24 protein-coding genes are annotated in these 14442 nt (G+C 61.3%); 22 read left to right on the forward strand and 2 right to left on the reverse strand.

Features of this window, described 5'->3' with window-relative positions:
- From rplP to QZ266_RS03410, 20 genes are all read left to right on the forward strand, one after another.
- On the forward strand, positions 1–227 hold a 227-nt coding region (gene rplP / locus QZ266_RS03315; protein WP_295691631.1), incomplete at its 5' end, for a 50S ribosomal protein L16.
- 13 nt (positions 228–240) lie between these two features.
- On the forward strand, positions 241–447 hold the full coding sequence (rpmC, locus tag QZ266_RS03320) for a 50S ribosomal protein L29 (protein ID WP_295691633.1): 207 nt from the start codon (positions 241–243) through the stop codon (positions 445–447).
- Positions 448–449: 2 nt separating this feature from the next.
- A complete protein-coding gene (rpsQ, locus tag QZ266_RS03325) occupies positions 450–686 on the forward strand; it encodes a 30S ribosomal protein S17 (RefSeq protein ID WP_295691634.1) in 237 nt (78 codons plus the stop codon).
- Positions 687–727: 41 nt separating this feature from the next.
- Positions 728–1096 (forward strand): 50S ribosomal protein L14, encoded by a 369-nt coding sequence (gene rplN / locus QZ266_RS03330; protein ID WP_295691636.1) that lies wholly within the window; start codon positions 728–730, stop codon positions 1094–1096.
- Positions 1096–1410, forward strand: a complete 315-nt coding sequence (gene rplX / locus QZ266_RS03335) for a 50S ribosomal protein L24 (protein WP_295691638.1) — start codon at positions 1096–1098, stop codon at positions 1408–1410. The genes rplN and rplX overlap by 1 nt, the downstream gene beginning before the upstream one ends.
- Positions 1403–1963: a 50S ribosomal protein L5 gene (rplE, locus tag QZ266_RS03340; protein WP_295691639.1), complete on the forward strand. Its 561-nt coding sequence runs from the start codon at positions 1403–1405 to the stop codon at positions 1961–1963. The genes rplX and rplE overlap by 8 nt, the downstream gene beginning before the upstream one ends.
- A 49-nt stretch (positions 1964–2012) precedes the next feature.
- On the forward strand, positions 2013–2318 hold the full coding sequence (gene rpsN, locus QZ266_RS03345) for a 30S ribosomal protein S14 (RefSeq protein ID WP_295691641.1): 306 nt from the start codon (positions 2013–2015) through the stop codon (positions 2316–2318).
- Positions 2319–2334: 16 nt separating this feature from the next.
- A complete protein-coding gene (gene rpsH, locus QZ266_RS03350) occupies positions 2335–2733 on the forward strand; it encodes a 30S ribosomal protein S8 (RefSeq protein WP_295691643.1) in 399 nt (132 codons plus the stop codon).
- Between the two features lie 12 nt (positions 2734–2745).
- Positions 2746–3279 carry a 50S ribosomal protein L6 gene (gene rplF, locus QZ266_RS03355; protein ID WP_295691644.1) on the forward strand — a complete coding sequence of 178 codons (534 nt, stop codon included), beginning with the start codon at positions 2746–2748 and terminating at the stop codon, positions 3277–3279.
- 8 nt (positions 3280–3287) lie between these two features.
- Positions 3288–3650 carry a 50S ribosomal protein L18 gene (gene rplR / locus QZ266_RS03360; RefSeq protein ID WP_295691646.1) on the forward strand — a complete coding sequence of 121 codons (363 nt, stop codon included), beginning with the start codon at positions 3288–3290 and terminating at the stop codon, positions 3648–3650.
- 12 nt (positions 3651–3662) lie between these two features.
- A complete protein-coding gene (gene rpsE / locus QZ266_RS03365; protein WP_295691648.1) occupies positions 3663–4271 on the forward strand; it encodes a 30S ribosomal protein S5 in 609 nt (202 codons plus the stop codon).
- 12 nt (positions 4272–4283) lie between these two features.
- A complete protein-coding gene (gene rpmD, locus QZ266_RS03370; RefSeq protein WP_295691650.1) occupies positions 4284–4469 on the forward strand; it encodes a 50S ribosomal protein L30 in 186 nt (61 codons plus the stop codon).
- Positions 4470–4509: 40 nt separating this feature from the next.
- Entirely contained in the window at positions 4510–4989 is a 480-nt protein-coding gene (gene rplO / locus QZ266_RS03375) for a 50S ribosomal protein L15 (RefSeq protein ID WP_295691652.1), read from the forward strand.
- A 33-nt stretch (positions 4990–5022) separates the two neighbouring features.
- Positions 5023–6363: a preprotein translocase subunit SecY gene (gene secY / locus QZ266_RS03380; RefSeq protein ID WP_366523980.1), complete on the forward strand. Its 1341-nt coding sequence runs from the start codon at positions 5023–5025 to the stop codon at positions 6361–6363.
- Complete coding sequence (locus QZ266_RS03385; RefSeq protein WP_295691653.1) at positions 6360–6926, forward strand: adenylate kinase; 567 nt, start codon at positions 6360–6362, stop codon at positions 6924–6926. The genes secY and QZ266_RS03385 overlap by 4 nt, the downstream gene beginning before the upstream one ends.
- Positions 6927–7070: 144 nt before the next feature.
- Positions 7071–7439 (forward strand): 30S ribosomal protein S13, encoded by a 369-nt coding sequence (gene rpsM / locus QZ266_RS03390; RefSeq protein WP_295691655.1) that lies wholly within the window; start codon positions 7071–7073, stop codon positions 7437–7439.
- A gap of 11 nt (positions 7440–7450) precedes the next feature.
- Positions 7451–7840, forward strand: coding sequence for a 30S ribosomal protein S11 (gene rpsK, locus QZ266_RS03395; protein ID WP_291844491.1), 390 nt, complete (start codon positions 7451–7453; stop codon positions 7838–7840).
- Positions 7841–7913: 73 nt separating this feature from the next.
- Positions 7914–8933 carry a DNA-directed RNA polymerase subunit alpha gene (locus tag QZ266_RS03400; RefSeq protein ID WP_295691658.1) on the forward strand — a complete coding sequence of 340 codons (1020 nt, stop codon included), beginning with the start codon at positions 7914–7916 and terminating at the stop codon, positions 8931–8933.
- Positions 8934–8977: 44 nt separating this feature from the next.
- On the forward strand, positions 8978–9400 hold the full coding sequence (rplQ, locus tag QZ266_RS03405; protein WP_295691660.1) for a 50S ribosomal protein L17: 423 nt from the start codon (positions 8978–8980) through the stop codon (positions 9398–9400).
- Between the two features lie 89 nt (positions 9401–9489).
- On the forward strand, positions 9490–10893 hold the full coding sequence (locus QZ266_RS03410; protein WP_295691661.1) for a Do family serine endopeptidase: 1404 nt from the start codon (positions 9490–9492) through the stop codon (positions 10891–10893).
- Here QZ266_RS03410 and QZ266_RS03415 read toward each other — a convergent pair.
- Complete coding sequence (locus tag QZ266_RS03415; protein ID WP_295691663.1) at positions 10890–11327, reverse strand: VOC family protein; 438 nt, start codon at positions 11325–11327, stop codon at positions 10890–10892. The two genes, QZ266_RS03410 and QZ266_RS03415, sit on opposite strands and share 4 nt — an antisense overlap.
- A 153-nt stretch (positions 11328–11480) precedes the next feature.
- Here QZ266_RS03415 and QZ266_RS03420 point away from each other — a divergent pair, with 153 nt between their 5' ends.
- Both QZ266_RS03420 and QZ266_RS03425 read left to right on the forward strand, forming a co-directional pair.
- Positions 11481–12788: a replication-associated recombination protein A gene (locus QZ266_RS03420; protein WP_295691664.1), complete on the forward strand. Its 1308-nt coding sequence runs from the start codon at positions 11481–11483 to the stop codon at positions 12786–12788.
- Positions 12789–12856: 68 nt separating this feature from the next.
- On the forward strand, positions 12857–13231 hold the full coding sequence (locus tag QZ266_RS03425; protein ID WP_295691665.1) for a hypothetical protein: 375 nt from the start codon (positions 12857–12859) through the stop codon (positions 13229–13231).
- Positions 13232–13234: 3 nt separating this feature from the next.
- Here the strand turns inward: QZ266_RS03425 and QZ266_RS03430 are convergent, their stop codons facing one another.
- Complete coding sequence (locus QZ266_RS03430) at positions 13235–13954, reverse strand: DUF6624 domain-containing protein (RefSeq protein WP_295691666.1); 720 nt, start codon at positions 13952–13954, stop codon at positions 13235–13237.
- Between the last annotated feature and the right edge of the window lie 488 nt (positions 13955–14442).

Genomic DNA, 14442 nt, shown 5'->3' on the forward strand with positions numbered 1-14442 from the left:
GCGTGTGGATCCGCATCTTCCCGGACGTACCGGTTTCCAAGAAACCGACCGAAGTCCGGATGGGTAAAGGTAAGGGCTCGCCCGAGTTTTGGGCTTGCAAGGTCAAACCTGGCCGCATCATGTTCGAGATCGACGGTGTTCCCGAAAATGTTGCGCGCGAAGCTCTCGAGCTGGGCGCGGCAAAGCTGCCGGTCAAGACCAAAATCGTCGCCCGGCTGGGCGAATAGGGAGAACACAACGATGAAATCCGTTGACGTTCGCGCCATGACCGAAGATCAGCTGAAGGACGAGCTCCTGAAGCTGAAGGAAGAACAATTCAAGCTGCGGTTCCAGCAGGCCTCCGGCCAGATGGAAAACACCGCTCGCTATGGCCAGATTCGCCGCGATATCGCGCGTATCAACACGGTCCAGACCGAGCGGAAATCGCACGAAGAGCAAGGGAGCTAGCGATGCCGAAGCGTATCCTGCAAGGCGTCGTAGTGAGTGACAAAGGTGCCAAGACCATCGTGGTGCGTGTGGAACGGACTTTCCTCCACCCGCTGCTGCGCAAGACGGTCCGTCGTACCAAGCGTTACCACGCGCATGACGAAGCCAATGCGTTCAAGGTGGGTGACCAGGTCCAGATTCAGGAATGTGCACCCAAGTCGAAACTGAAGCGGTGGGAGGTGGTCCCGGTCGCGGCTTAGGCCCGACAAGGAGACCCATCCTTTCCTAAGGAGGATCTGCGATGATCCAGATGCAAACCAATCTGGACGTGGCTGACAATTCTGGCGCCCGCCGTGTGCAGTGCATCAAGGTGCTCGGCGGTGCCAAGCGTCGCTATGCCCACGTCGGCGACATCATTGTCGTCTCGGTCAAGGAAGCTATCCCGCGTGGTCGCGTGAAGAAGGGTGATGTCCGCAAGGCCGTCGTCGTTCGCGTGGCCAAGGACATCAAGCGCAAGGACGGTTCCGTCATTCGCTTTGATGGCAACGCGGCTGTGATTATCAACAACAATAACGAGCCGCTCGGCACGCGTATCTTTGGGCCGGTTCCGCGCGAACTGCGTGGCAAGAACCACATGAAGATCGTGTCGCTGGCGCCGGAGGTGCTGTAATGGCTGCCAAGATCAAGAAGGGCGACAAAGTCGTCATTCTCGCCGGCCGTGACAAGGGCAAGACCGGCGAAGTCACCAAGGTCCTGCCGACCGAGGATCGTGTCATCGTGTCCGGCGTGAATGTGGTCAAGCGCCACACCCGCGCGACGCAGACCGACCAGGGCGGCATCAAGGAAAAGGAAGCCTCCATCCACGTCTCAAACGTGGCTGTGGCTGATCCGAAAACCGGCGAGGCAACTCGTGTCGGCTTCAAGACTGAAGACGGCAAGAAGGTGCGCATCGCCAAGAGCTCGGGCGAGGTTATCGATGTCTGATACCGCCACCTACACACCGCGTCTTCGCGCCAAGTATAACGAAGAAATTCGTAAGGCGATGAAGGAAAAATTCGGCTATGCCAACGACCTGCAGATCCCGCGTCTCGACAAGATCGTGATCAATATGGGCGTCGGTGAGGCCTCCCAGGACTCCAAGAAGATCAAGGGTGCCCTGGAAGATCTCGAAGCCATTTCCGGCCAGAAGCCGGTCAAGACGGTCGCCAAGAAGTCCATCGCGGGCTTCAAGCTCCGCGAGGAGCAGGTGATCGGCGCGAAAGTGACCCTGCGCCAGGATCGCATGTTCGAATTCCTGGACCGCCTGATTACGATCGCCCTGCCGCGCGTGCGTGACTTCCGTGGGCTCAATGGTAAGAGCTTCGATGGTCGCGGCAATTACGCGATGGGTCTGAAGGAACATATCGTGTTCCCGGAAATCGACTACGACAAGGTCGAGAAAATCCGGGGTATGGATATCGTTGTCTGCACCACCGCAGGCAATGATGAGGAAGCGAAGGCCCTGCTGGCCGAGTTCGATTTCCCCTTTACGAACTAACGCAGCAGGAGAGCAAAGCCGTTCGGGCTTTGCACGCAGGAGGACTTAAATGGCGAAAACTTCCGCAATCGAGCGCAATTTGAAGCGTGCTCGCCTGGCCAAGCGTTATGCTGCCAAGCGTGAACAGCTCAAGTCGATCGCTCGTAACAAGGAATTGCCGGTTGAGGAGCGTTTTGCTGCTCAGCTGAAGCTGGCTGAACTGCCGCGCAATTCTGCCGTCACGCGTATCCGGAACCGGTGTGAGATCACTGGCCGTCCGCGTGCTTTCTATCGCAAGTTCCGCATGTCGCGTATCGCGATGCGTGATCTGGCCAGCCAGGGAATGATCCCGGGCATGGTCAAGTCGAGCTGGTAAGAGAGGAGACTAGGACATGTCTGTGAACGACCCTCTCGGCGATATGCTGACCCGTATCCGCAATGCGCTCATGCGCAACAAGCGGAACGTCAACACGCCGGCATCGGCCCTGCGCCGCCGCGTGCTCGACGTCCTCAAGTCGGAAGGCTACATCCGCGACTATGCGGAAGTTGAAATGCCGACCGGCCTGAAAGAGTTCGAGATCGAACTGAAGTATTTCGAAGGTGACTCGGTCATTTCGGAGATCAAACGTATCTCCAAGCCGGGCCGCCGCGTCTATTCCGGCGTCAAGGACCTTCCGCTCGTCCAGAATGGCCTCGGCATCGCAATCCTCTCCACGCCCAAGGGCGTGATGTCGGATTCGACTGCTCGTGAGTCCAATGTGGGCGGCGAGATCCTCTGTCACGTCAGCTAAGGGAGCGAACCAATGTCACGTATCGGTAAACTCCCGGTAGCCATTCCCGGCGGCGTCACTGCGACGCTCACGGACACGGCGCTGACCGTCAAAGGTCCCAAGGGCGAATTGTCCATGGCCTTTGTGAATGAGGTGAATGTCGAGCAGGGTGAAGATGGCATTGTCATCAAGCCGCGCGACGAGACGAAGAAGTCCCGCGCGATGTGGGGCATGCAACGTGCCCTGGTCGCCAACCTGGTCCAGGGTGTCTCGGCTGGTTACGAGAAAAATCTCGAACTGGTCGGCGTTGGTTATCGTGCGCAGATGCAGGGCACGTCCCTGAAGCTGTCGCTCGGCCTGTCCCATGACGTCATCTATGACGCACCGGAAGGCATCACCATCGCCGTCGGCAAGCCGACCGAAGTGAAGATCACGGGCGCTGACAAGCAGCGCGTTGGCCAGACGGCCGCCGAGATCCGCCGCTTCCGTCCGCCGGAGCCCTACAAGGGCAAGGGCATCAAATATGTCGGCGAGTATATCCGCCGCAAAGAAGGCAAGAAGAAGTAGGGCGAGCGATGAAAACTCAACGCGAAAAATCGGTCCGTCGCGCCCAGCGCAACCGGATCCGTCTGCGCAAGTTCGCCAACGGCCGTCCGCGGCTGTCGGTCTACCGGTCTTCGAAGAACATCTATGCCCAGCTCATCGACGATGTGTCGGGCAAGACGATCGTCGCAGCCTCTTCCCTCGAGGAAGCCGCTCAGAGCGAGCATGGCAAGGGTTGCGACACGAAGGCTGCCGGGATCGTCGGCAAGCTGATCGCCGAGCGCGCAGTCAAGGAAGGCGTCAAGGACGTCGTCTTCGACCGTGGCGGTTACATCTTTCACGGGCGTGTCAAAGCGCTCGCAGAGGCGGCCCGCGAGGGCGGCCTGAACTTCTAAGGGAGCGGACGTATGGCTCATCAGAACGAGCAGCGCGGTGATCGCGGCGATCGTGGCCGTGGCCGCGGCCGTGGCCGGGACCGCGACCAGGAACGCGATGACGAACTTGTCGACAAGCTCGTCCACATCAACCGCGTCGCCAAGACGGTCAAGGGTGGCCGGAACTTCCAGTTCGCAGCCCTCGTCGTTGTCGGTGACACCAAGGGCCGCGTCGGCTTCGGACAGGGCAAGGCACGTGAAGTGCCGGAAGCCATCCGCAAGGCGACCGACGAAGCCAAGAAGAACATGATCCGCGTGCCGCTTCGCGAAGGCCGGACCCTGCACCATGACGGCAAGGGCCGTCACGGCGCTGGCAAGGTCGTCCTGCGGGCAGCGCCTCCGGGTACCGGCGTCATCGCCGGTGGTCCGATGCGCGCTGTGCTGGAAACCCTCGGGATCCAGGACGTGGTCGCCAAGTCGGTTGGCACGTCCAACCCGTACAACATGATCCGCGCCACCATGGACGCGCTGAAGTCGCAGTCGAGCCCGCGCTCGGTTGCTGCCAAGCGTGGTCTCAAGGTCGGTGATCTGGTGAACCGCCGTGATGACGGCGCGTCTTCGCCGGAAGCGATCGAAGCGTAAGGACCGGATAAAATGGCCAAAACCACGATCCGCGTGCGCCAGACGGGCAGCGCCATTCGCCGCCCCAAAGATCAGCGCGCCACGCTTGTCGGCCTCGGTCTCAACAAGATCGGTCGCGAGCGCGAGCTGGAAGATACACCGTCTGTCCGCGGCATGATTGCCAAGGTCAGCCACATGGTGGAAATCGTCGAGGAGTAGGTCCCCAAAAGGGAAACCACTCCATCGAATGGAGAACGACATGCGTCTCAATGAATTGCGCGACAATGACGGTGCGACCAAAATCCGTACCCGCGTCGGCCGTGGTATCGGTTCCGGCAAGGGCAAAACCGGTGGTCGTGGCGTCAAGGGCCAGAAATCCCGTTCGGGTGTGGCCATCAAGGGTTTCGAGGGCGGTCAGATGCCGCTTCACATGCGTCTGCCGAAGCGGGGCTTCAACAAGCCGAACCGCAAGGCTTGGGCAGAAGTGAATCTTGGCCGTCTCGAGAAGGCTATTGCCGAAGGCAAGATCGACGCGAAAAAGCCGATCGACGCCGACGTCCTGATCGCTGCGGGCCTGGTCCGTCGTGCGCTGGATGGCATCCGCCTCCTTGCGAAGGGCGAGCTGAAGTCCAAAGTAGAGATCACCGTTGCCGGTGCCTCCAAGACTGCGATTGCTGCGGTTGAGAAGGCCGGTGGCAAGGTGACCCTCACCGCCGTGGCTGACGACGCCGCGGAATAAGCGACTTAACGCCGACCTTTTAAGGACGTCTTCATGGCTTCAGCTGCCGAACAGCTTGCTGCGAACATGAACTTTAGCTCCTTCGCCAAGGCGAAGGAGCTGCAGCAACGCATCCTGTTCACGATCGGGATCCTGGTTGTCTACCGGATTGGTACTTTCGTGCCGATTCCCGGAATCGACCCGACCGCATACGCGGACCTGTTCCAATCTCTTGGCGGAGAGGGGCAGGGCATTCTTGGGATGTTCAACATGCTGGGCGGCGGTGCCGTCGAACGCATGGCGATCTTTGTCCTCAATGTGATGCCGTACATCTCGGCCTCGATCATCATGCAGCTGATGTCTGCCACCATTCCCAGCCTTGAAAAGCTGAAGAAGGAAGGTGGCGAGCAGGGGCGCCAGCAGATCAACCAGTATACCCGGTATCTGACCGTCGTCCTGGCGGCCGGTCAGGCCTTTGCCATCGCCATGGGCATGAATACGCCCAATAGTGATGGTGTGGCGCTGGCGCTGAACCCCGGACCCTTCTTTATTGCCTCGACCGTGATCACCCTGGTGGGCGCGACCATGTTGCTGCTGTGGCTGGGTGAGCAGATCACCGCCCGCGGTGTCGGCAATGGCGTTTCGCTGATCATTTTCGCCGGTATCATCTCGGCGGTTCCGGGTGTCATCGGTGGTGCTTTCTCGCAGGCGTCTTCCACGGGCAATGGCACGGTCCTGCTGGTCGGTGGCGCGCTGATCCTGATCGGCCTGGCCCTGGTGGTCTTCGTCGAGCGCTCGCAGCGCCGCCTCCTGGTCCAGTACCCGAAGCGTCAGCAGGGCAATCGCATGGTCGGGGGTGATACCTCCTTCCTGCCGCTCAAGCTGAACACGGCCGGCGTCATTCCGCCGATCTTCGCCTCGTCCCTGCTGCTGCTGCCGGCGACGGCTGCGAGCTTCCAGTCCCAGACCGGACCGGAATGGCTGCAGACGACCGTGGCCTATCTCGGGCCGGGCGCGCCGCTCTTCATGGCGCTCTATGCGGCCATGATCATCTTTTTCTGCTTCTTCTACACCTCGGTCGTTTTCAATCCTGAAGACACGGCCGAGAATCTGCGGAAGTATGGGGGTTTCCTGCCGGGCATTCGGCCGGGCAAGCGGACCGCCGAGTATATCGATTACGTCCTGTCCCGCCTGACCCTGGTCGGCGCACTCTACCTGACCCTGATCTGCATGGTGCCCATGCTCCTGAGCCCGCAAACGGCTCTCGGCGGCACCTCCCTGCTGATCGTCGTGTCAGTGACGATGGACACGGTTTCCCAGATTCAGTCCCACCTGCTGGCACACCAGTATGAGGGCCTGATCAAGAAGTCGAAACTTCGGGGACGCAAACGATGAACATCATCCTGTTCGGACCGCCTGGTTGCGGCAAGGGCACCCAATCCAAGCGTCTCGTCAGCGAGCGCGGCTGGGTGCAGCTCTCCACCGGAGACATGTTGCGCGAAGCCAGGGCGGCCGGAACAGACTTGGGACAGCGCGTTTCCGCGATCATGGATGCCGGTAATCTGGTTTCCGACGAGATCGTGATCGAGCTGATCGAGGAGAGACTGCCGGAGGCCGAGGCGGCCGGTGGTGCCATCTTTGACGGTTTCCCGCGCACGGTGGCCCAGGCGGAAGCCCTGGATGCAGCGCTTGCCAAGCGTGGGTCCCGGGTTGATGCGGTTGTCCGCCTGTTGGTGGATGACAAGGAATTGGTCGCACGCATGGAAAAGCGGGCGGCGGAAGAGGGACGGGCCGATGACAATATCGACGCGTTCAAAGTACGACTGAAAAACTACCAGGATCAAACCGCGCCGCTCATCCCCTTCTATGCCCAGTCGGGCAAGATGCGGGAAGTCCCCGGCATGGGATCCATGGACGAGGTTGCAGCCGGAATTGCTGCTGCGCTCGAAGAGAAGTGATACGCACCTGTTGCAACCCCATTGACGGGGTGGCAACGCTGACTGTAGATAGCGCCCTTCGCGAAACGGGCGAGCTGATGCGGCGACCGAAAGGTTGCCTGTTGGGTCGTCCGTGAATGGCGTTTTGAATTTGGGAGATGGAAAGTGGCCCGTATTGCCGGCGTCAATATTCCGACGAATAAGCGCGTAGAGATCGCGCTTCGCTACATCCACGGCATTGGCCCGGCCAAGGCGAAGGAGATCTGCGAGCAGGTTTCCATTTTGCCCGAGCGTCGAGTCAGTGAGCTGACGGATGCAGAAGTCCTGCAAATCCGCGAAGTGATCGATCGTGATCACATGGTGGAAGGGGACCTGCGCCGTGACGTGGCTGTGAACATCAAGCGCCTCATGGACCTGGGTAACTACCGTGGCTTGCGCCACCGTCGTGGCCTGCCTGTCCGTGGCCAGCGCACTCACACCAATGCGCGTACGCGCAAAGGTCCCGCCAAGCCGATTGCCGGCAAGAAAAAGTAGGGCCCTGACCAATGGCTAAGGAAACAGGCCGCGTGAAGCGGCGTGAACGCAAGAACATCACGTCGGGTGTCGCCCACGTGAGTGCCAGCTTCAACAACACCATGGTGACCATCACGGACGCCCAGGGAAATGCGATTTCCTGGTCTTCCGCCGGTCACATGGGCTTCAAGGGTTCGCGCAAATCGACCCCTTATGCTGCCCAGATGGCTGCTGAAGATGCCGGCAAGAAGGCGATGGACCACGGCATGAAGACCATCGAAGTGAAGGTCTCCGGTCCGGGTTCGGGGCGCGAAAGTGCGCTGCGTGCGTTGCAGTCGGTGGGTTTCACCATCACCACCATCCAGGACGTCACACCGATCCCGCACAACGGTTGCCGTCCGCCGAAGCGCCGTCGCGTCTAGTACGCGACTCGCATTTCGCCTGTTGAACGCGCCGACGGCATTACCGTGCGGCTGATGAAGGGGCAGTAAGAACGTGATCGAGAAGAACTGGCAAGAACTCATCCGCCCGATGAAGCCGGAAATCGAACCGGGACATGATCCCGCGCGCCAAGCCAAGATTGTCGCCGAGCCTCTGGAGCGTGGCTTCGGCATGACGCTGGGCAATGCGCTGCGTCGTGTGCTGCTGTCCTCGCTTCAGGGCGCGGCTGTGACGAATGTTCACATTGACGGCGTCGTCCACGAGTTTTCGTCGATCGACGGCGTGCGTGAAGACGTCACCGACATCGTGCTGAACATCAAGCAAATCGCCCTGCGCATGCATGGCGAGGGTCCCAAGCGCGTTGTGCTCAAGAAGTCCGGCCCCGGCATCGTCACCGCTGGCGATATCGAGGAAAGCGCGGATGTCGAGATCATCAACAAGAGTCTCGCTCTGTGTACGCTGGACGAGGGTGCGGAAATCCGCATGGAGTTCACCATCAACACCGGCAAGGGCTATGTCCCGTCCGAGCGTAACCGCCCGGAAGATGCCCCGATCGGTCTGATCGGCGTTGATGCGCTCTACAGCCCGGTCAAGCGCGTGTCCTACAAGGTCGAGAACACCCGTGAGGGCCAGGTTCTTGATTATGACAAGCTGACGCTTGAAGTTGAGACGGACGGAACCGTCACCCCGGAAGATTCCGTGGCCTTTGCTGCGCGCATCCTTCAGGACCAGTTCCAGATCTTCATCAATTTCGAGGAAGCTGTCGAGGCGCGTCCGGCCGAGGACGACAAGCCCGAGCTCGACTTCAACCCGGCGCTTCTGCGCAAGGTCGACGAGCTGGAGCTGTCCGTGCGTTCGGCGAACTGCCTGAAGAACGACAACATCGTCTACATCGGCGACCTGATCCAGAAATCCGAGGCGGAAATGCTCCGTACCCCGAATTTCGGACGCAAGTCGCTTAATGAGATCAAGGAAGTTCTCGCCCAGATGGGTCTCCATCTTGGCATGGAAGCGCCGAACTGGCCGCCGGAGAACATCGAAGATCTCGCGAAACGTTTTGAGGATCACGTCTAGGCAGCCGCCGGGAGGCGCCTGAACCGGACTGAGGAGAAATAGTCATGCGTCACGGCATCGCACACCGCAAGCTTAACCGCACCCATTCGCACCGTAAGGCTATGCTGGCCAATATGGCTGCGTCGCTGATCGAGCACGAGCAGATCGTCACCACCTTGCCGAAAGCCAAGGAGCTGGCCCCGTTCGTGGACAAGCTCATCACGCTCGCCAAGCGTGGCGACGTCCATGGACGCCGCCAGGCGATGTCCAAGGTCCGTGATGAGGATCAGGTCAAGAAGCTGTTCGACACGCTCGGCGGCCGCTATTCCGAGCGCGATGGTGGTTACACCCGCGTGCTCAAGGCCGGCTTCCGTCACGGCGACAACGCCCCGATGGCGGTCATCGAGCTGGTCGATCGCGACCCGGCTGCCAAGGGCGCAGCCGACCGGGCCCGCGTCGAAGCGGAACAGGGTATGACTGAGGAGTAAGCTTCCAGTCAGCAAGAGTTCAGGGAAAGGCGGCTTTGCTTCAGCAGGGCCGCCTTTTTCGTGCCCGTAATTCAGCCTATATGGGACCCATGATCAGATACGCCTTTCTTGCTTGCTTCCTCGCGACCGCGCCAGCGGCCGCCCAGGAGATCGACCTTGCCGGTGCCGCGGATGACCGGGTGCTCCCGGAAAGCCGGACCGAGATGCAGATGTCCTTTGCGCCGGTGGTGCGCGAAGCGACCCCCGCGGTTGTGAACGTGTTCTCGCGGCGGGTGGCCACGAACCAGCATCCCTTTGCCAATGATCCGTTCTTCTCGCGGATGTTCCGCAGTCAGCCGCGGGAGCAGAATTCGCTGGGATCCGGGGTGATCGTGGATGCGTCCGGCGTGATCGTCACCAATAACCACGTCGTGGCCGGTGCGACCGAATTGCGTGTCGTTCTGGCCGACCGGCGGGAGTTCGAGGCGGAGATTTTGCTGACCGACGAGGCGACGGATCTGGCGGTGCTTCGGGTCCATACCGATGAGCCGCTTCCGGTCCTGCCCTTCGACCGGACGGGCGATATCGAGGTCGGTGATCTCGTTCTCGCCATCGGCAACCCTTTCGGGGTTGGCCAGACGGTGACGTCAGGCATCGTGTCGGCCCTGGCCCGCACCGATGTCGGCCAGACCGACTTCGCATCCTTCATCCAGACTGATGCGGCCATCAATCCCGGCAATTCCGGCGGCGCGCTGGTCGATATGGATGGTGAGCTGGTCGGGGTGAACACGATGATCTTCTCGCGTTCCGGCGGCTCGAACGGGATTGGATTCGCCATTCCGGTGGAAATGGTCTCCCGGGTCGTCGATACGGCGATGAGTGAGGGCGAGCTTATCCGTCCCTGGCTTGGCGCCCGCCTGCAGCCCGTCGACAGTGATATTGCTGACGCCTTCGGCCTCAATCGCCCGCGTGGCGCGCTGGTCAATGAGATCTACCCGATGGCCGCGGCCGATGATGCCGGTCTGATGCAGGGCGACATCGTGCTGGCGATTGATAGTCAGCCCGTGAACAACCAGGCCGGAGCCCGCTTCCGTCTTGCGACCCGTGCGGCCGGTGATGATGCGGTCTTCACCATTTTGCGCGATGGCGAGGAAATGAATTTGGACGTGGCCGTTCAGCCGGCACCGGGCATTTCCGACCCGGCGCCGTACGAGGTCGGCGGCCGCAATCCGCTGTCCGGAGCGACGCTGGTGACGCTGTCACCGGCCTTCAATGAACGCGTCGGTCTCGACCCCTTCCAGGGCGGGATTGTCGTCAGCGGTGTCGGGCGGCGTTCGGTCGCCGGTCGTTTCGGATTTCGCCCGGGCGACCAGCTGATCGAGCTGATGGGGATGCCTGTCACCTCGATCGACGATGTGTCCGATATTCTGGCCCAGTATGATGGCGAACAGGTCTGGCCGCTCGTCGTGGAGCGGCGCGGACAGCGTTTTGATACTTCGGTGCGTTTGTACTAGTCAGCCGTCGCGTCGTGCGACTTGAGCGCGACGAAGCTCCAGACATGACCGAAAGGGTCACGGACCTTGCCGTGACGCCCGTAAAATTCGTCGCTGCAGGGCCGGATCGCATCCGCCCCTGCGGCGACAGCCCGATCAAACCAGTGATCGGCGTCGGTGACGTAGAGATTGAGCGTGAAGGTCGTGCGATTGCCCAGGCTGGCCGGGGCGACATTGCCGATCATCGCCTCGTGTTCCGGGAATTCGTCCGCCAGCATGACGATGCCGTCATTGATCCTCAGCGTGGCATGGCCGAGCTTGCCCTCGAAATCATAGCGCTCGAGTAATTCGGCCGCGAAGGCGCGGGTATAGAAGTCCACCGCCGCGACACCATCACGCACACTCAGATAAGGGGCGACGCCAGTGCTGGGCGGGGCGTTGGGGTCATCGGTCATGCCGGGTCTCCTGACGTGCGAACCGTGGAGCGAGGGCTCCAGATCATGTCCTCGAGCATCCGGACGGAGCCGGCCGCCACCTTCCTCGCTGGCCTGCAAGTCTATCATGCCCGCTCTTCTGCGAAACCGCGAACACGCCTAGGCTTCTTCCCCATGACAAGTCTGTTTGAAGCCGCCGGCCTCGATGCCGACGCCCCGCGGCCCCTGGCCGACCGTTTGCGCCCGCAGACCCTGGGCGAGGTCGTCGGCCAGGATCATCTCCTCTCCGGCAAGGGACCGATTGCCCGGATGCGCGCCCAGGGGCGGCTGGCCTCGCTGATCCTGTGGGGACCGCCCGGTGTCGGCAAAACGACGATTGCCCGCCTGCTGGCCGAGGACAGCGATCTCGAATTCGAGCCGCTTTCGGCCGTCTTCTCCGGTGTCGCTGACCTCAAGAAGGCCTTCGAACGCGCCCGCGCCCGTCGCCAGCAGGGACGGGGCACGCTGCTCTTTGTTGACGAGATTCACCGATTCAACCGCGCCCAGCAGGATGGTTTCCTTCCGGTGGTGGAGGAGGGGACGGTGACGCTTGTCGGCGCCACAACGGAGAACCCGTCCTTTGAACTCAATGCGGCCTTGCTGTCTCGCTGCCAGGTCCTGGTCCTCAAACGGCTCGACGATGCCGGTCTCGACCTTCTCATGCAGCGCGCTGAAGCCGAGATGGGCCAGACCCTGCCGCTCGATGAGGGAGGCCGCACGGCGCTCCGCTCCATGGCGGATGGTGACGGTCGCTACATGCTCAATCTGGTGGAGGAGGTCTTCACCTTCGATCCGGATATCAAAGTCGGCGCCGACGATCTCGCAATATTGCTCAACAAGCGGGCCACCGCTTACGACAAGGATCGCGAGGAGCACTACAATCTCATTTCCGCCCTGCACAAATCCATTCGCGGCTCCGACCCGGATGCGGCGCTCTACTGGTTTGCCCGCATGCTGGAGGGCGGCGAGGATCCGCTCTTCCTGGCGCGCCGTCTGGTGCGGATGGCTTCCGAGGATATAGGCCTCGCTGATCCGACCGGGCTGATGATCGCCAATGAGGCGGCCCGGACCTATGAACGGCTCGGCTCTCCCGAGGGAGAATTGGCCCTGGCCCATGCCGTCGTCCATCTGGCGACCGCGGCCAAGTCAAATGCTGTCTACGTCGCCTACAAGCGGGCCAGGAAGGCGGCGAAGGCGACGGGCTCCCTCATGCCGCCTGCGCACATCCTCAACGCTCCTACGGCCCTGATGAAAGATCAGGGCTATGGCAAGGGCTATGAATATGACCACGACGCGGAAGGTGGCGTTTCCGGGCAGGACTATTTCCCGGATGACATGCCCGACCGCCCGGTCTTCTACGAACCGACGGACAATGGCCGCGAAGCGGCGATCGGCGAGCGGCTGGCGCGCTGGCGGCAGGTCAGGGCGCAGCGGCGCTCATAATCTGTCGCTTGCCATGTGGCCGGGAAAGACAAATCCTGCCCGGTGTACCAACTCTGGGGGGAGTTCACATGAAACCGGAACGCATTCACCTGACGCTCGGCCTGATCTGGCTCATCATCGGCATGTTGCTGGGCGAGCATATGGGGCGGACAGGCGATCACGCCCAGATGCCAACCCATGCCCACATGATGCTGCTGGCCGGCGTCCTGCCCATCCTCTGGGCGATTTTGTACCGGGTCTTCCAGCTGGGCAGCGGATTGCTTGCCTGGGCCCAGCTCGCCCTGCACCACATCGCCGTTCTGGTGATGATCCCGTCGCTCTATCTGATGTATCGCCAGCTGGCCGATGAGGAGACCGTCGGGCCGCTCCTCGGTATTGGTGCGGTGCTCGCGGTCGTATCGGTGGCGCTCATGCTGGTTCTGAGCCTGCGTGCGAAAGACTGAAGGCTAGCGCGAACAGCTGGAGCCGTAAAACTCCGTACTGGTTTCGCGATACGCGGCGAGTGGTTCCATGCCGAGCTCGGCTCTCATCGCATCGACCGATTCTGGATCCTCCAGCGGCGGATAGACCTGTTCGCCGTCTTCGCAGCGAAATTGCGACCCGTAACGTTGTGGTCGCCCCTCCGCCACGGCCACCCGATCGTAGAGCAGGGCATAGCGCTGCCCGTTGAACTCACCGGCAAGTGCGAGCGGTTCCACGAGAGTCAGCAATCGTTGTTGGGCTGTGAGGTCGCCGTGCTGGACCAGTGCGGCGATGTCGCTGGCCAGCGATGGCATCGCCGCATTGAGCGCTGCGAAGTCATATTGATCGAGCAGGCCGATCGCCCATTCGGTGTTGTCGCCGTCGATGGCGTCGAAGGTATCCGTTGTTTCCGCGATAATCTCCGGGCGCGCTCCGGCGTCGAGATCGGTACGGGAAATACGTGACAGGAGCAATTGCCGGATATACCGGTCGCGGGCTTTGCGCGCGGCCATCTCGGCGACGAGGTCGCCCCATTGCTCATAGGCGGCATCAAATTCTGCAATCAGGGTCGGCGCATCGGTCGGCAGTGCGGGCTGCGCGTCGTCCGTGACCTCCAGCTCTGGCGTCGGTGCCGCATCGTCAATCGGTGGCTGGGCGTCGGCATCCTGCAGGACAAGCATGGCGGCCAGTATGAATACGGACATGAGGCGACTCCCTGAAACTGGGGGCAGTCTAGCGTGGCATGTGGCGTATCCAAGGCATCAGGACAAAACAAAAGCGGCAGTCCTTGGGGGAGACTGCCGCTTTCGGTTGAGGTCGGGTGCGATCGGGGCGGCGAGCTGTGAGGCGTGTCGCTGGTGCCGATCGGATGCCGCTTCGGTTGAACCCTTTTGGGGGAGGTTCGACCTAGGCAAGAGTGCCGGTCAGGGCAATCGTCATGGCACCAAACACACCGGCCACGAAAAGCACGTTGATAACGGCCGAGAGGGAGTTCGAAATACGGTTCGTCATGAGGGAGATCCTTATCTTCTTGGCGGACCGGGCCTTCCCGGTTCGCACGATGGTAAATAAGGACTTAGCGGGCTCAGACAATCGACATTTCGCCAAGTCACCATTGCAATAATGCATAGGTTACGCCACATGAAATGAAATTAAGGATTGGTTAGGGTGGCGTTAATGCGCCGGAACGACC

The sequence above is a fragment of the uncultured Maricaulis sp. genome, from assembly GCF_905480005.1.
Lineage (GTDB): Bacteria > Pseudomonadota > Alphaproteobacteria > Caulobacterales > Maricaulaceae > Maricaulis.

Coding starts and splice junctions, on each gene's coding strand:
- rpmC (WP_295691633.1), top strand. CDS start 241: ATGAAATCCGTTGACGTTCGCGCCATGACCGAAGATCAGCTGAAGGAC.
- rpsQ (WP_295691634.1), top strand. CDS start 450: ATGCCGAAGCGTATCCTGCAAGGCGTCGTAGTGAGTGACAAAGGTGCC.
- rplN (WP_295691636.1), top strand. CDS start 728: ATGATCCAGATGCAAACCAATCTGGACGTGGCTGACAATTCTGGCGCC.
- rplX (WP_295691638.1), top strand. CDS start 1,096: ATGGCTGCCAAGATCAAGAAGGGCGACAAAGTCGTCATTCTCGCCGGC.
- rplE (WP_295691639.1), top strand. CDS start 1,403: ATGTCTGATACCGCCACCTACACACCGCGTCTTCGCGCCAAGTATAAC.
- rpsN (WP_295691641.1), top strand. CDS start 2,013: ATGGCGAAAACTTCCGCAATCGAGCGCAATTTGAAGCGTGCTCGCCTG.
- rpsH (WP_295691643.1), top strand. CDS start 2,335: ATGTCTGTGAACGACCCTCTCGGCGATATGCTGACCCGTATCCGCAAT.
- rplF (WP_295691644.1), top strand. CDS start 2,746: ATGTCACGTATCGGTAAACTCCCGGTAGCCATTCCCGGCGGCGTCACT.
- rplR (WP_295691646.1), top strand. CDS start 3,288: ATGAAAACTCAACGCGAAAAATCGGTCCGTCGCGCCCAGCGCAACCGG.
- rpsE (WP_295691648.1), top strand. CDS start 3,663: ATGGCTCATCAGAACGAGCAGCGCGGTGATCGCGGCGATCGTGGCCGT.
- rpmD (WP_295691650.1), top strand. CDS start 4,284: ATGGCCAAAACCACGATCCGCGTGCGCCAGACGGGCAGCGCCATTCGC.
- rplO (WP_295691652.1), top strand. CDS start 4,510: ATGCGTCTCAATGAATTGCGCGACAATGACGGTGCGACCAAAATCCGT.
- secY (WP_366523980.1), top strand. CDS start 5,023: ATGGCTTCAGCTGCCGAACAGCTTGCTGCGAACATGAACTTTAGCTCC.
- QZ266_RS03385 (WP_295691653.1), top strand. CDS start 6,360: ATGAACATCATCCTGTTCGGACCGCCTGGTTGCGGCAAGGGCACCCAA.
- rpsK (WP_291844491.1), top strand. CDS start 7,451: ATGGCTAAGGAAACAGGCCGCGTGAAGCGGCGTGAACGCAAGAACATC.
- rplQ (WP_295691660.1), top strand. CDS start 8,978: ATGCGTCACGGCATCGCACACCGCAAGCTTAACCGCACCCATTCGCAC.
- QZ266_RS03410 (WP_295691661.1), top strand. CDS start 9,490: ATGATCAGATACGCCTTTCTTGCTTGCTTCCTCGCGACCGCGCCAGCG.
- QZ266_RS03415 (WP_295691663.1), bottom strand. CDS start 11,327: ATGACCGATGACCCCAACGCCCCGCCCAGCACTGGCGTCGCCCCTTAT.
- QZ266_RS03420 (WP_295691664.1), top strand. CDS start 11,481: ATGACAAGTCTGTTTGAAGCCGCCGGCCTCGATGCCGACGCCCCGCGG.
- QZ266_RS03425 (WP_295691665.1), top strand. CDS start 12,857: ATGAAACCGGAACGCATTCACCTGACGCTCGGCCTGATCTGGCTCATC.
- QZ266_RS03430 (WP_295691666.1), bottom strand. CDS start 13,954: ATGTCCGTATTCATACTGGCCGCCATGCTTGTCCTGCAGGATGCCGAC.